The organism is Nitrosomonas sp. (genome assembly GCA_016703745.1).
In the GTDB taxonomy this organism is placed as follows: domain Bacteria; phylum Pseudomonadota; class Gammaproteobacteria; order Burkholderiales; family Nitrosomonadaceae; genus Nitrosomonas.
In genome coordinates this window covers 132,624-147,845 of record JADJBK010000006.1, presented here as the reverse complement: position 1 = coordinate 147,845, position 15,222 = coordinate 132,624, and the positions used below count along the sequence as shown (strand labels likewise).

The following is a 15,222-nucleotide window of genomic DNA, read 5'->3' as shown; positions in this document are numbered from 1 at the left end:
GGAAGAGTGGCCGAGCGGTTGAAGGCACTGGTCTTGAAAACCAGCAATGGGAAACTATTCGTGGGTTCGAATCCCACCTCTTCCGCCAATCGTATCCGCGCATCATTGGATCTTAAAGTACTACTTTATAAAACCACAAAACGTACATCAGATACCGCAATAAACCATGGTCACTACCATGACAGCAGCCCGGCTGGTCACAAAACATGCCGAATTAAACTCAAATCGGAGATGGAGAAATACAGATGAGTGTTCCTTTTTTGCAACAGTATCGAGTCGGCAGTTACCTGTTAAAACAGAAGCTCCTGGGTAACAAGCGCTATCCACTAGTATTGATGCTTGAGCCTCTGTTTCAATGCAATCTGGCATGTGCGGGGTGTGGCAAGATTGACTACCCCGATGAGACATTACGTCGCCGCTTGAGCGTCAAGGAATGCCTGGATTCTGTTGATGAATGTGGCGCACCAATTGTCTCTATCGCGGGCGGTGAACCATTGATTCACAAAGAAATGCCACAAATTGTCGAAGGTATCATCAAGCGTAAAAAGTTTGTTTATCTGTGTACTAATGCCCTGTTGCTTGATGATCGCATGGATGACTATCAGCCTTCACCCTATCTGACTTTCTCGATTCATCTGGATGGAAATAAGGAACACCATGACAAGTCCGTTTGCCGGGACGGTGTTTATGACAAGGTTATTCCCGTTATTAAACAGGCAGTTGCCCGTGGATTCCGGGTAACGGTTAATTGCACATTATTTCAGAACGAAACAGCAGAGGAAGTGGCTGAATTTTTTGACACAGCTTCCGAGCTCGGAATCGAAGGTATTAATGTATCGCCTGGTTTTAGTTACGAACATGCGCCACGGCAGGATGTTTTCCTGCAACGCTCCGTAAGTAAACGGCTCTTTCGCGATATATTCAGATTAGGAAAAAAACGTAAAGTACCCTGGAAATTTAACCATTCCGGCCTATATCTTGATTTTCTGGCTGGCAATCAGAACTATCAGTGTACCGCCTGGGGTAACCCTACCCGTAATTTATTTGGTTGGCAGCGCCCCTGCTACTTACTGGTCGACGAAGGTTACGCAAAAAGCTTTCGTGAACTGATAGAGGAAACAGACTGGGATCAATATGGTGTTGGTAACAATCCTAAATGCGCTAATTGCATGGCGCATTGTGGATTTGAACCAACTGCCATTAACGATACGTTTTCACATCCCATCAAGGCATTGCGTGTCAGCATGAGAGGTCCTTTGACAGAAGGTCCAATGGCGCCGGACCCATTGCAAACGGCTACTTCACTCCATTCAGATGGGAGCAAACAGAAGGACTTTCCGCTGTCAGCCACTGTTGAGCATAAATCTTCAACAACTCCCACTGATAACTCATCAGACGCAAGTCGCTAAAATAAAATTTTATTTACTCGAAAATGAAAAGATTGTGAATAGCTTGAATAGTTATTCACAATCTTAGTATTGGTGATTTACTCCGCTTTTATAGGACTATTTTTATGGTGGGGGCTTGTACTCGCGCCGTGGCGAGCCTGGAGCACACGAGAATTGCTCGAGCCCCTGCCAGACTCCATTTCTCAGTCCGCCTTTGACACCGTCACAGTGCTGATCCCGGCACGTAATGAGTCCCGGATCATTGCGCAAACCCTGGACGCACTGCTAGTTCAAAATACCAATTTACGTATTATCGTCATTGATGACCAGTCAGAAGATGACACCGCAGTAATTGCCAAGCAGCACGGCGCCAGCGTTATAACGGGTACGACACCACCACCAGACTGGAGTGGAAAATTATGGGCGTTACAACAAGGATTACAAGCGGTACAAACCCGTTTTACTCTTTTACTGGATGCAGATATTACTCTGGCACCCGGCGCTCTGGCAGCACTTCTGCTTCATGCGCGAAAAAATGATCTGACACTGGTATCGTTAATGGCTACTTTGCCGGTAAAGTATTTTGCGGAACGTTTACTGATCCCTGCATTTATTTTCTTCTTTAAATTACTTTATCCATTCAGTCTCGCCAATAAGTCGACCTCACGTGTGGCAGCAGCAGCAGGGGGTTGTATTCTGGTTGAAACCAATGCGCTGAGATCTATCAATGCATTTGAAAGTATTCATGACGCACTGATCGATGACTGCACTCTAGCGGCCAAAATCAAACAGGCTGGTCATAAAACATGGATTGGTCTGAGCCACGGCGCATACAGCCACCGGAACTACGATAATCTTGCACAAATCTGGAATATGGTTGCCCGAACCGCGTTTACACAACTGAACTATTCTCTGGTTCTGTTGCTGGCATGTACCCTGATCATGATCAGCATGTTCTGGCTGGCGCCCGTATTAGTGATCATTTGCGCTGATATTCCTTGCCTGATTGCCTGGATACTCACCTGGACAGCCATGTGGATAGCTTTCACGCCCACACTCAGGTTTTATCAACGCTCTCCATTGTGGACAGCCACTCTACCACTGATTGGCACACTCTATTTACTGATGACCTGGACTTCAGCATTGCGTTATTGGCGTGGAGAACGCGCGCAATGGAAAAACAGACGATACGGAATCACCAAACATGATTAAAAATATTATTTATGCACTAGGATTAATTGGCCTGCTGCTCGGTTCCACAGCAGTATCAGCTCAATCCGGAGAACAAAAACATACTGATGAACCCCAGCAAATTATTGCCCTGTTACAAAATATGCTGATCAAAGCCATGCAACAGGGTAAAGAAATGAGTTACCACGATCGTGAAGCCTTTCTGGCGCCTGTTATTCAGCAAACGCATGATCTGGAAACCATCGTGCGCACCGTATTAGGCGCACACTGGGCAGATCTGGATAAAACGAATCAACAACACATACTCACCACATTTACACAAAATAGCATCGCGACCTATGCTGACCGCTTTGATCAATACGATGGTGAGCGTTTTGAAATTATCGAAGATCAACTTCTGCCGCGCGAGCGTATATTGGTTCGCAGCCGGTTTATTAAAGCTGACAAAGGCGTGATCAGCTTTGACTATGTTCTCCACCAGCAAAACGAACATTGGCAGATCATCAACATTGTAGTTGATGGCGTTAGTGATCTTGCTCTTAAGCGCGCAGAATATAATGCCATCATTCAGCAGGAAGGAATCCCATCCCTGATTAGCATTTTGCAGAGTAAAACCAATCAGATCAAACTTGATCATCAGCCGTAATTTCCTTTGTCAACAGGACTGATATCCAGAATATTTTTTGCTGATCACCAGTTCTCTTTAGCACAAGCATGACCATACCATCCGAGCAATCCACATTATTTCCTCAAAGCAATCGTTTTCTTTCCAACTGGATTACTTTTGTTTATCGTCATGCTGTGTGGATTATGATGGCAATGTTATTGAGCGCTATTCTGGCAGCTGGCTATACCATGCGAAATCTTGGCGTGGATACCGACACTGCGGATATGCTCTCTGAAGAACTTCCTTTTCGGGTCAATCTTGCCCGTTTTGAAAAAGCTTTTCCCCAATACGAGGAAATACTGTTGCTGGTTCTGGATGCGCCTACGCCAGAACAAGCCCATCTTGCTGCCAAGCAATTGAATGCCTACCTGTCTGAAAATCGGGATACTGTTGAATCGGTACTGCATCTGAATGGTGAGCCGTTTTTCCAGACGAATGGGTTACTTTATAAATCTCAGGACGAGCTCCGGCTGCTGGGAGATCGACTTTCCAATGCGCAGCCATTGATTGCCAGAATTATCCGTGACCCTTCCATGTTTACTTTTATCAGTCTGCTTCAGGAGGCTGTAACAGAGTTGCATACTGGCAGAAAACTCGAAATAGACGCATTACTGCACGCGGTAGCGTCAACGATTGATACCAATCTTGACGGACGCAGGCAAGCGCTATCCTGGCAAATCCTGCTGCAGGATGAAGCCAGTCAATACCCCTACCGTGAATTTATTGTTTTGCGACCCAAGCTGGATTTCAGTCAGATATTTCCAGCAGAGCTGGCCATGACCACCATTCATCAGGCCGCTAAATTCCTCGATCTGGAAAATCAATATGGTGTTCGCCTTAGAATAACCGGTGACGTTGCACTGGCACATGAAGAACTCACCAGTGCCATGCTGGGTGCCCAGAATGCAGGCGTCATTGCATTTATCGGTGTTGCCATCATTCTGATGATCGCGCTGCGTTCTGCCGGTTCAGTTGTCACTATCCTGGTCAGTCTTTTGCTTGGATTAATTTTAACCGCCGCTTTCGCCACACTGGCTGTAGGTCATCTTAATCTGATTTCGATTGCCTTTGCCGTGCTTTATATAGGTCTGGGTGTCGATTATGCCATTCACCTGCTATTACGCTATGCTGAACTGGGCAAAACCGACCTATCCCAACTTGACATGCTTCTGAACGCGGGTCGCGATACCGGCAGATCACTGGTGGTTTGCGCCATCACTACCGCCATCGGTTTTTATGCCTTTATTCCGACTACCTATCAAGGCATTGCCGAACTGGGAATAATTTCGGGTACTGGCATGCTCATCAGTTTGATAGTCACACTCACTATCATACCGGCGCTACAACGCTATCTGCCCATCCAGCCGCAATCTTTTCAACCTGAAAACACCTTATCACGATTACCCGGTTACTGGCTTAGCTATCCCAAAACCGTATTACTCATCTCGGCTCTAGCCGGAGTGGGATCCATCATGGCACTACCGGAAGTAAAGTTTGACCATAATTTGCTCAACATGAACAATCCGGATGGAGAGGCAGTACAAACATTTCGGGAGCTACTGGCAGATCCGGAACAATCCCCCTGGTTTGGTGCTATACCGGTTAACAGCCCGCTCGAAGCAGAAAAATTGACTCAACAACTAACACAATTACCGGAAGTAAAAAAAGTCATCAGTCTCACCGACTTTATTCCGGCGGAACAAGCCGCAAAACTTGCGTTGATCGATGAGATTTTATTGACACTCGGTCCGGATTTTTTTGCCCCGATTCAACCGGCAAACCAGCATCACACGGTTGCGCAACAGCGCAGCACGCTCATCGCTCTCCTTCAATCATTACAACCATTAGTACAGAATAAGAATCAGACTGTTATTGCCACTACAGCACAAAAACTGACAAATTCCCTGCAAGCACTATTATCAACTTTGGACGGCACCAGCGCCGCTGACAGCCAACGACTGCTCGCCAATATCGAGCAAGATCTACTAGGACTGCTACCCGAAACATTGGCGCGTCTGCAGACTGCACTGACTGCCGAGGAGGTGAATATTGATTCCCTTCCCGAATCGTTACGCTCGCGCTGGCTGAGCCCAGGAGGCGAGTATTTAGTCGTAGCTTATCCTGCCAGCAACATCGATGATAACGAAGCATTACGAAAATTTGTACGCACCGTACAGCGTTACGCGCCACAAGTCAGCAGTGCTCCCGTTATCATTCTTGAAGCGGGTGAAGCAGTGGTTGATGCCTTTATTCAGGCTTTTACACTAGCCCTCATCGGAATTCTGATTGCACTGTGGTGGTTGCTACGTAATGTGATGTCAATCTTTCTGGTTCTAATTCCCCTGCTACTGGCCGCTCTATTTACGGTTGCCGCCACCGCCGTACTACACATTCCTTTCAATTTTGCCAATATCATCGCCCTACCGTTACTACTGGGCATCGGCATCGACAGCAGTATTCACATGGTTACACGCAGTCGATGCCAATATCTGACTGGCGATCATCTACTCCATACCAGTACCGCGCGAGCTATCTTTTTTAGCGCCTTGACAACCATGACTGGTTTCGGCAGCCTGATACTTTCTTCGCACCCTGGTACAGCAAGTATGGGTTTGCTGCTGACCATCGGCATCACCTTCATTCTATTGTGCGTATTCCTGATATTACCCAACCTCATTCAGCTATTCGGTAACGACTCACTCCACACCAGATAACAGATAAGTTTGTCCCACTATAGTGATTTAAATGGTGATCAACGGATATTGAGGCAGGGAGCATGTCGCCATCTCATCCCTCATCAATACCGACGCTCCATGACTGAGTATGTTAGTAAAGCTGATTTTCCATGTGATCATCGATTTTAAAATCACGAAAAAAATAGTCAGTTTCCGGTGGAAGCTGTTCATGGTAGAAGTATTCATTGAGAGTACCATCCCGGTCTCTCATGCCGGTTTCGCTACTGATCTTTGCAACCACTATTCCCTCTGGGGGTGTCATTTTCTCAACAGGAATTTCTTTCAGTGCAACCGTCATGTAGTCTATCCATATCGGTAATGCCGCACGTCCCCCAGTTTCATTGCGCCCCATTGAGCGGGGCTCGTCATAACCCATCCATGCAGCCGCTACAAGATTTTTCTGATACCCACAGAACCAGGCATCAACATAATTACTGGTAGTTCCCGTTTTACCCGCTATATCCTGGCGGCCGATGATCTTGGCGCGTGTAGCCGTTCCGCGTTGAATAACATCCTGCATCATGCTGGTCATCAGGAACGCATTGCGCCGGTCGATCGTTTGCTTCGCATTTTTACCTGCAACAACCGATTTTGCCTGCTGTAACACATTGCCATTGCTATCCTCGATTCTCTGGATAAAATAGGGATGTACCTGATATCCGCCATTTGCAAAAACCGCATATCCCGCCGCCATCTGCATCGGCGTTACTGAACCCGCCCCGAGCGCCATCGGCAATACGGGCGCATGCCGGGATTCATCAAAGCCAAAGCGCTTGATATAGTCCTGCGCATAGCGCGGACTGATTGATTGCAAAATACGAACAGAGGCCAGGTTCTTTGAGTGAGTTAACGCAGTACGCATTCGGATTGGCCCACTAAACTTACCATCAAAGTTTTTAGGCTCCCAGGACTTGCCACCAGTTTGAGCGCGATCAAGAAACAAGGGCGCATCGTTGATAATAGTGGCTACCGTAAATCCTTTTTCAAGCGATGCCGAGTAAATAAAAGGCTTGAAACTAGACCCCGGTTGGCGCCAGGCCTGCGTTACATGATTAAACATGTTCAGCCCGAAATCAAACCCCCCTACCAGGGCGCGAATGGCTCCATCATTCGGATCCATAGCCACCAGCGCGGCCTCAGCTCCAGGCAATTGCGAAATCCTCCATTCATCTTTTTCTGTTTTTTTCAATCGAATCAATGCGCCAGGGCGAATCCGCTTATCCGAGATTTTGGGATCACTGCTCAAATATCTCTGTATAAATTTCAGGCTGTTGCCAGTCAGCTTGACCGTTTCTCCACTTCTAAGCATGGCCTCAATAGCACTGCTGCTGGCGGTAATGACCAATGCAGCCAACAAGTCATCGTAATCATTGAATCTGCTTAATATCTCTTTCAACTGCTCACCTGACTTAGGCAAACCAACAAATGCCTCCACACCGCGATAACCATGGCGTTCATCATATTCGAGCACGCCTTTACGCAAGGCGCGGTAAGCCGCTTCCTGATCAGGTTTCGTAACGGTGGTATAAACCTTGAAACCGCGCGTATAAGCTTCTTCCTGATACCGCTGATAAACAACCTGGCGCGCCATTTCCGCAACATAGTCTGCTGGCATGGCATAAACCTTTACCGGGCGATAAAGGGTAATGATGGTCTGCTTTGCCCGTTTCAATTCATCGGCGGAGATATACCCCAATTCATGCATTCGATTGAGCACATATTGCTGCCGACCCTGCGCACGTTTGAAATCAGCGACCGGGTTATACAAAGAAGGGGCTTTGGGAAGACCTGCCAGCATTGCCGTCTCCGCCAGATTAATCTGCGTGAGCGGTTTTCCAAAATAGGTTCTGGCTGCAGCAGAAAATCCATAGCTGCGTTGACCCAGATAAATCTGGTTAATGTAGAGCTCAAGAATGCGGTTTTTCCCAAGAGAGTGCTCTATTTTAAATGCGAGCAAGGCCTCGCTGAATTTACGCGTCATAGTTTTTTCCTTGGTCAGGAAAAAATTACGGGCTACCTGCATGGTAATGGTACTGGCTCCCTGACGGATACCGCCAGCGGAAAAATTGGAGCGCATTGCACGCAGCACCCCGATAAAGTCAACACCATAATGCTGATAAAAACGATCATCTTCTGCAGCGAGAATGGCCTGCTTCAGAGCAGCAGGCACCGCATTGATTTTGACGAAATCACGACGTTCCTCGCCAAACTCACCTATCAGCAATCCTTCCGCACTATAGATACGCAAGGGTATTTGCGGGCGGTAATTTGTCAGAGTATCCAGCGATGGCAAAGTTGGCAACGTTACCAGTGCAGCAAAAACCAGCAACATAATGGCAATCACACCCAGTGCCAGCAAGGCAAGAACAGAACGGAAAAACCAGCGTAGCAGCATTAAAAAAGGGCAGTTAAGTGGTATGAGAAGAAAATTATTGCTGAATTATAAAGGGTATATCAACTGCTATTAGATAAATTAAATTGCTGGACCATCTGTCAGAATCTGCCCTCATTAGCTTACAGATGAATTTTCCCTACCAGGAGGAAGGTTCATGAACAAGTCAACTGTTTTATTGACGTGCTCTTTGGTTGGGCACGAATGGGGGCACCAGCAGAATGAGTTCAAATATAGCCTTAATCAGCAAATCGCTGTTCAAGCGACCGAATATCAATTTTGATATTCGCCTGTTTTCCAGTAGCTCCAGGTTGATAGGAGTTGATATCAGCGCATCTTCCGTCAAGATGGTGGAGCTATCTAAACTAGGCAAGGATGTACATGATCTGCGACTGGAAGGTTACGCGATTGAGCCGATGCCAGCTGAAGCGATTATCGATGGCAATATTAATAATCTGGAACAAGTAGGCGAGTGTATCTTGCGTGCCTGGAAAAGAATGGGTGCCAGACAAAAAAATATCGCCCTCGCGTTACCCTCAGCTTCAGTAGTGACCAAAAAAATTAGTGTCCCCACGGGATTGCGCGAAGATGATCTTGCTTTTCAGGTAGAAACCGAGGCCAATCAATATTTGCCATTTGCCATTGATGAAGTCAATCTTGATTTTCAGGTAATCGGAGAAATCGCGGATCATCCCGAGGAAACAGAAGTACTGATTGCTGCCGCCCGGAAAGACAAGGTTGAAGATCGTGTTGCTGCGGCTGCAACTGCGGGTCTCAAGGTAACCGTCATGGATGTCGAGCAGTTTGTTGCGCAAGCCATTGTCTCTCGAATTATTAGCAACCAGTTACCGGATGGCGGCAAGAACAAGGTAGTGGCACTTGTGGATATTGGTTCGAGCAACACCCGAATCAATGTGCTTTATAACGGTGAAACCATTTATATGCGCGATCAGTCGTTCGGAGGCAATCAACTGACGCAGGAAATACAAAATCATTTCAATCTCTCTGCAGAAGAAGCGGAAACTGCCAAGCGCAAGAAGACTTTGCCAGAAAATTATCAAACCGATGTACTGCAGCCCTTCCTGGAAACCCTGGCACTTGAGGTATTTCGGGCATTGCAATTCTTTTTCACTTCCACTCAGTTTGCACAAGTAGACCACATTTTTCTTTCCGGCGGCTGCGCTTCCATCCCGCACCTGGAAGAAATCGTGTCCACACGAACCGAGGTAATCACGCAAGTCATCAATCCGTTTGCGGGCATGTCACTGTCCAAGCGTATTTCATCCAGACAACTGCAAGAAGACGCACCCATTTTATTAATTGCCAGCGGGCTCGCCATGCGGGGGGTTGACTAACATGATATGGATCAATTTACTGCCGCACCGGGAACTGAAACGTAAAGCACGTCAACAGCAATTTGGTGTGATGTCAGGCTTGATGGTCGCAACCGGCATACTGATCGTTTGGGGTGTGCATGAAATGGTGGTGGACAAAATTAGTCAACAACAGGCCAGAAACCAGTATTTACAGAATGAAATTGCATTACTCGATCGGCAGATTGCCGAAATCAAACTCATCAGGGAAAAGATACAGCAATTGGTTTCACGCAAACAGATCGTGGAGTCGTTGCAGGCCGATCGGGTCAAAGTCGTGCATATGCTCGATCAGATGGCACGACGAATTCCGGATGGGGTAAATCTCAAGAGCTTCAAACAGGCTGAGCAGCATCTCCATCTTTCCGGTTATGCCCAATCCAATGCCTGGGTATCTACCCTGATGCGCAACCTGGATGCTTCACCCTGGTTTGAGTCGCCGCTGTTAATAGAAATCAAGGCAGTAACCATCGATGGCAAGCGAGCCAATGAGTTTGATATGAGTGTCAGGCTTTCCGAATTGCCAAAAGATGAGGAAGCAGTCGAGATTATTGCGATTGCCGACAAAACGGGAGAACGATAATGGACTTATTGGAAGAATTGCGTCGCATCAATCCCAATGATCCCGGTAGCTGGCCTGCTCAAATCAAGGCGGGGGCGTTATCAATTTTATTGCTGGTCATCCTTGTGGGTGGTTACCTGCTGGATTGGCAGGAGCAATGGGAAATACTGGAACAGGCACAGACAGAAGAAGCCACACTCAAGCAAACCTATCTAGTCAAAAAAGCAGATTCCATCAATCTCGACGCCCTGCGTCAGCAATCTGCTGAAATTGAGCAATCACTCGGCGCCCTGCTGAAGCAGCTACCAAACAAATCCGAACTGGATGCCTTGCTGGTAGACATCAACCGTGCTGGTCTTGGGCGAGGCTTACAGTTTGAACTTTTTAAACCGGCTGCCAGCGAAACCTTGCGCGAATTTTATGCCGAGTTGCCGGTTTCTGTCCGCGTAACCGGCAGTTATCACGATATCGGGGCATTTGCCAGCGATGTTGCCCAATTACCGCGCATCGTGACTTTGCATAATATGGAAATTACACCTACAACCGATCGCCAGTTAGTACTGAATGCTGTCGCCAAAACTTTTCGCTATCTGGATGAAGACGAAATCAGTAACCAGTTGCAAGGAACAAAATGAGCAAAATTCATCAATTAGGGTTATCCATGGCGTTAGCCGGGTTGGTGTCAGCCTGCGCCGATGGTGAACACGGAGACTTACGGGAGTTTGTCAAAAATGCTGGCGCTGGAATGCAAGGAAAAGTAGACCCCTTGCCCGAGATTCGGCCACTGCAGCAGTTTGTTTATCAGGCTTTTGAGATACCGGACCCTTTTAGCGCCAGTAAAAACAAGCAAGACAATTCCAGCCAGAATGAGCTCAAACCAGATTTGAAGCGCCAGAAAGAAATTTTGGAAAATTATGCGCTGGAAAATTTATCAATGGTTGGAACATTACAGCGTGGTCAACAAATTTATGCCTTGATCAGAACACCGGATAACACGGTTCACCGCGTGAAAAATGGCAATTATCTCGGAAACAATTTTGGATTAATCACCACCATTTCTGAGGAAAACATTACCTTGAAAGAAATGATTCAGGAAAGTGGCCAAGCCTGGGTCGAACAGGTCGGCACTCTCAGACTGCAATCCCAGGAGTCAAAAAAATGATTGGATTTAATTTATCAGGGTGGTCTATGCGTAATCAAACAAAATTCAAACAATTTGGCATGTATTTATGGCCACTTTTAATTGGAATCATGATCTTTCCGGCAAATGCCGCTGTTAAACCTTCAGCTCAGAACACCATTCTTGGTATGGATGTCACCGCTGATACCAATGGCGCAATTATCACAAAAATAATCTTTGATCGCCCGCTGGCATTCATGCCGACGGGTGTCATGCTGGACAGTCCTTCCCGGCTCTACTTCGATTTACCCGGCGTAGACAGTTTAGTCGAGAAACGGGGAGGCCTGACGGGTCAAGGCGTGCTGCGCGATATCCAGATGGCCAAAGCCGAGAACCGTACCCGTCTGGTAATGAATTTACATGAAGTAGCTACCCATGAAACGAGAATAGACGGCAATGCTTTGCTGATCACGCTCACAAGCTCCATACGCTCCACCAGGAATGGCCCCAGCCAACCGCTGATTGCTCGCCCCAATGTTGGCCAACAGCTGACACAGTTGAGTCTGGTGGATCTGGATTTTCGCCGTGGCACGCAGGGAGAAGGACAGATTAAAGTCGAATTATCCCAACCAGGTACGGTAATCGATGTCAATCGGCAAGGAAATAAGCTCTATGTTGAATTCATACAAGCTTACCTGCCCTCTAATCTGAAACAACGACTCGATGTTGCTGATTTTGGAACACCGGTACGCATCATTGAAACCCATGCAGACAAAGATCGCGTCAAAATGCTCGTTGAGCCCCAGGGTAACTGGGAGCACTCCGCTTTTCAGTCAGGCACAAGCTTTGTGCTGGATATCCGCAATGTTGCCAGTGGCGAAGCCATGCCTGTTCATAAGAAACTCGCCAGCGGCGGTTACACCGGCGAAAAATTGTCACTGAATTTTCAGGATGTCGAAATCCGCTCTGTTTTGCAGGTTATCGCCGATTTTACGGATTTAAACATCATTGCCAGTGATTCCGTCAAGGGCAATCTGACCATAAGGCTGAAAAACGTACCCTGGGATCAAGCACTGGATATCGTGCTGCAAAATCATGATCTGGACAAACGCAGAGCCGGAAATGTTATTTTCGTCGCACCCAGAGAAGAAATGGCTGCCAGGGAAAAATTGCAGTTGGAGCAACAGCAGCAGATTTCAGAGCTGGAAGTTCTACAAACCGAAACCTTCAAACTCAATTACCGTACTGCCAGTTCGATTGCGCTCAAAGGCATCATGAGCCAGCGGGGAACGATTGAAGTGGATGACATCAGCAACACACTGACCATCACCGATATCCCGGCCAGGTTAGCGGAAGTGGCTAAACATATCTCCAATCTCGATACCCAGGTACGCCAGGTCATGATTGAAACACGAATCGTCGAGGCAACGGATACCTTCAGCCGCAATCTTGGCGCCCGCTTTGGTGTACAAAATGCCACCCGTATCAGCGATCGAAAACTCGGTGTATCCGGCAATCTGGGCAGTTCCAGCGAACTGGCAGCCGGTGCTTCCCCCAGTCTTGATGGACAGAATCTCAATGTCAATCTTCCCGCCGCCGCATTGGCTGGGGTGGCAGGCGGCCCGGCAGCATTGGGACTAAGTCTGATCAAGATCAACAATGGCACCCTGATCAATCTCGAATTATCGGCACTCGAATCCGACAGCAAGGGGCGTGTCATTGCCAGCCCTCGTCTGGTAACAGCCAACCGGGTGGAAGCCAGCATCGAACAGGGTACTGAAATTCCCTTTCAAATCGTCAGCGCAACACGCCCGCAGATTCAATTCAAAAAGGCTGTGCTGGGACTGAGAGTGACCCCGCAAATTACACCAGACGACAATATCATCATGAAACTGAAAATCAATCAGGACACCCGTGGTGAGAACACCCCCTCGGGTCCGGCGATCGATACCAAACAAATTGTCACTGAAGTTTTGGTAGAAAACGGTGGAACCGTCGTAATTGGTGGAATTTTTGAACAAACTGAAAAAAATGAACGTAACCGAGTGCCATTCCTGGCAGACGTACCCTTATTAGGCAATCTGTTTCGCAATACTGCGAGACGTAATGACAAGCGCGAACTGCTGATCTTTGTCACCCCTCGGATTCTGAATGAAACACTGGGTGACAGCATTCGCTCTGCACTGAATAATTAACTTTAAATGTAGCTACGTACCCCCAATAGTTAAGGCGCCTTATCTGAAAATTGAAGGAGATAGCATGCAACTGAACATGTTAGATTTCATTTTTGACGAAGCATATTGCGTCATTTCGGACGTCTAATTTCATGCTGGAGAACGACCAATACACAATCACCAAACGGAGAAATCGAAATGACCGAACAAATTTCCTTCGAAACCACTGAGTTTGCCGACAACCCGGAACCGCGTTGCCCTTGCCTATTGCTGTTGGATGTATCCGGCTCGATGCAAGGGCAACCGATAGTCGAACTGAATGCCGGCTTGACCACTTTTAAAGACGAACTGGCAGCAGACGCCTTAGCCATGAAGCGAGTGGAAGTTGGAATTGTGACTTTCGGGCCTGTGCAGATCGCCTTGCCGTTTCAAGGAGCAGCGGCGTTTTACCCTCCAACATTGATGGCGCAAGGTGATACCCCGATAGGTAGCGCAATCAAACAGGGGTTGGATATGATTCGCCAACGCAAAGATGAATACAAGGCCAATGGAATTTCCTACTATCGTCCATGGGTGTTCCTCATTACCGATGGCGGGCCCACCGATGAATGGCAATCGGCTGCCGCTGCCGTGCGGGAAGGCGAAGCCTCCAAGTCGTTTGCCTTCTTCGCGATTGGGGTTCAGGGCGCCAACATGGATACCTTGCAACAAATCAGCGTGCGAGAACCATTGCGGCTGGATGGCTTGCGGTTCCGGGATCTGTTTAGTTGGTTGTCGAGCTCCTTGCGCTCGGTATCGCAGTCGACACCGGGCACGGAAGTTTCATTGCAGCCACCGCAAGGGTGGGCCTCTGTGTGACGTGGCGTGTAGTGGCCGCCTCCGCGGTCGGGACATCCCACACAGTTACCGGCACGGCCTGTCAAGATAGTTGCCTCGCTCAAGTTGAAACCGATCCAGATAAACCGCCCCTACTGACCATCTTTGTTGCCGACGGTGCCGGTAGCGCCCTCCATGGAGGTACTGGTGCCGAATTGGCGATTGAAGCCGCCACAGCCTTTGTCGGCCAACACTATACCCAAGCAGGGGAATATGCCCTCACTAACCATTGGGCAGTGGAATGTATCCAAGCCGTGCGGGCCAGAATTTATGCGACGGCGGATCAGCAGGGGGCGAAGGCCCGCGACTACGCGTGCACCTTCTTAGGGGTAGTAGCATCTCCCTCCGCCACGTTGCTCATGCAGATTGGCGACGGTGGGATCGTGGTCGATGTCGGCAATGGGCTGGAGGTACCCATTACCCCGATGGCTGGGGAATACGCCAATATGACCAACTTCGTTACCGACGAAAATGCAATTGACGTGCTGGCGGTGACAACCTTCCCCACCCGCGCCGACAAAGTCGCGGTCTTCTCCGATGGCGTCCAGCGGTTAGCGTTGAACATCGCAACCAATACCGCCCACGCCCCTTTCTTCACGCCATTTTTTACAGTTTTGGCAATGGCCACAGCAGAGCAAGAGGATTATCTTCAAGCCGAATTAGCGCGATTCCTCCAGAGTCCGGCCGTGAACGAACGTACCGACGACGACAAGACCTTGGCCCTCGCTCATTGGGTGGGATAGG

12 protein-coding genes and 1 tRNA gene are annotated in these 15,222 nt (G+C 48.1%); 12 read left to right on the top strand and 1 reads right to left on the bottom strand.

Annotated features, from left to right (window positions below; genetic code table 11):
* From IPG31_01795 to IPG31_01775, 5 genes are all read left to right on the top strand, one after another.
* Positions 1-88, top strand: a tRNA-Ser gene (locus IPG31_01795).
* A gap of 157 nt (positions 89-245) precedes the next feature.
* Positions 246-1,409, top strand: coding sequence for an adenosyl-hopene transferase HpnH (hpnH, locus tag IPG31_01790; GenBank protein ID MBK6617130.1), 1,164 nt, complete (start codon positions 246-248; stop codon positions 1,407-1,409).
* Positions 1,410-1,469: 60 nt separating this feature from the next.
* Positions 1,470-2,600: a glycosyltransferase gene (locus IPG31_01785; protein MBK6617129.1), complete on the top strand. Its 1,131-nt coding sequence runs from the start codon at positions 1,470-1,472 to the stop codon at positions 2,598-2,600.
* Positions 2,593-3,225, top strand: coding sequence for an ABC transporter substrate-binding protein (locus tag IPG31_01780; GenBank protein ID MBK6617128.1), 633 nt, complete (start codon positions 2,593-2,595; stop codon positions 3,223-3,225). The genes IPG31_01785 and IPG31_01780 overlap by 8 nt, the downstream gene beginning before the upstream one ends.
* A 68-nt stretch (positions 3,226-3,293) precedes the next feature.
* On the top strand, positions 3,294-5,960 hold the full coding sequence (locus IPG31_01775; protein ID MBK6617127.1) for an MMPL family transporter: 2,667 nt from the start codon (positions 3,294-3,296) through the stop codon (positions 5,958-5,960).
* A 112-nt stretch (positions 5,961-6,072) separates the two neighbouring features.
* Here IPG31_01775 and IPG31_01770 read toward each other — a convergent pair whose 3' ends face one another.
* Entirely contained in the window at positions 6,073-8,376 is a 2,304-nt protein-coding gene (locus tag IPG31_01770) for a penicillin-binding protein 1A (protein ID MBK6617126.1), read from the bottom strand.
* 218 nt (positions 8,377-8,594) lie between these two features.
* Here IPG31_01770 and IPG31_01765 point away from each other — a divergent pair, with 218 nt between their 5' ends.
* From IPG31_01765 to IPG31_01735, 7 genes are all read left to right on the top strand, one after another.
* Positions 8,595-9,728: a pilus assembly protein PilM gene (locus tag IPG31_01765; protein MBK6617125.1), complete on the top strand. Its 1,134-nt coding sequence runs from the start codon at positions 8,595-8,597 to the stop codon at positions 9,726-9,728.
* Position 9,729: 1 nt separating this feature from the next.
* Positions 9,730-10,329, top strand: a complete 600-nt coding sequence (locus IPG31_01760) for a PilN domain-containing protein (protein MBK6617124.1) — start codon at positions 9,730-9,732, stop codon at positions 10,327-10,329.
* Positions 10,329-10,943, top strand: coding sequence for a type 4a pilus biogenesis protein PilO (locus IPG31_01755; protein MBK6617123.1), 615 nt, complete (start codon positions 10,329-10,331; stop codon positions 10,941-10,943). Before IPG31_01760 ends, IPG31_01755 begins: the two co-directional genes overlap by 1 nt.
* A complete protein-coding gene (locus IPG31_01750; protein ID MBK6617122.1) occupies positions 10,940-11,470 on the top strand; it encodes a pilus assembly protein PilP in 531 nt (176 codons plus the stop codon). The genes IPG31_01755 and IPG31_01750 overlap by 4 nt, the downstream gene beginning before the upstream one ends.
* Positions 11,471-11,496: 26 nt before the next feature.
* The gene (locus IPG31_01745; protein MBK6617121.1) at positions 11,497-13,623 is read left to right on the top strand and encodes a type IV pilus secretin PilQ family protein; all 2,127 of its coding nucleotides are present in this window, start codon (positions 11,497-11,499) and stop codon (positions 13,621-13,623) included.
* Positions 13,624-13,800: 177 nt separating this feature from the next.
* Positions 13,801-14,460 carry a VWA domain-containing protein gene (locus tag IPG31_01740; GenBank protein ID MBK6617120.1) on the top strand — a complete coding sequence of 220 codons (660 nt, stop codon included), beginning with the start codon at positions 13,801-13,803 and terminating at the stop codon, positions 14,458-14,460.
* Positions 14,457-15,221, top strand: a complete 765-nt coding sequence (locus IPG31_01735; protein ID MBK6617119.1) for a protein phosphatase 2C domain-containing protein — start codon at positions 14,457-14,459, stop codon at positions 15,219-15,221. The genes IPG31_01740 and IPG31_01735 overlap by 4 nt, the downstream gene beginning before the upstream one ends.
* The last annotated feature ends 1 nt before the right edge of the window (position 15,222 follow it).

Excerpts from the sequence above, each read along its gene's own strand:
- IPG31_01740 (MBK6617120.1), top strand. The coding sequence starts at position 13,801 with ATGACCGAACAAATTTCCTTCGAAACCACTGAGTTTGCCGACAACCCG.
- IPG31_01780 (MBK6617128.1), top strand. The coding sequence starts at position 2,593 with ATGATTAAAAATATTATTTATGCACTAGGATTAATTGGCCTGCTGCTC.
- IPG31_01750 (MBK6617122.1), top strand. The coding sequence starts at position 10,940 with ATGAGCAAAATTCATCAATTAGGGTTATCCATGGCGTTAGCCGGGTTG.
- IPG31_01755 (MBK6617123.1), top strand. The coding sequence starts at position 10,329 with ATGGACTTATTGGAAGAATTGCGTCGCATCAATCCCAATGATCCCGGT.
- IPG31_01760 (MBK6617124.1), top strand. The coding sequence starts at position 9,730 with ATGATATGGATCAATTTACTGCCGCACCGGGAACTGAAACGTAAAGCA.
- IPG31_01745 (MBK6617121.1), top strand. The coding sequence starts at position 11,497 with ATGCGTAATCAAACAAAATTCAAACAATTTGGCATGTATTTATGGCCA.
- IPG31_01765 (MBK6617125.1), top strand. The coding sequence starts at position 8,595 with ATGAGTTCAAATATAGCCTTAATCAGCAAATCGCTGTTCAAGCGACCG.
- hpnH (MBK6617130.1), top strand. The coding sequence starts at position 246 with ATGAGTGTTCCTTTTTTGCAACAGTATCGAGTCGGCAGTTACCTGTTA.
- IPG31_01770 (MBK6617126.1), bottom strand. The coding sequence starts at position 8,376 with ATGCTGCTACGCTGGTTTTTCCGTTCTGTTCTTGCCTTGCTGGCACTG.
- IPG31_01775 (MBK6617127.1), top strand. The coding sequence starts at position 3,294 with ATGACCATACCATCCGAGCAATCCACATTATTTCCTCAAAGCAATCGT.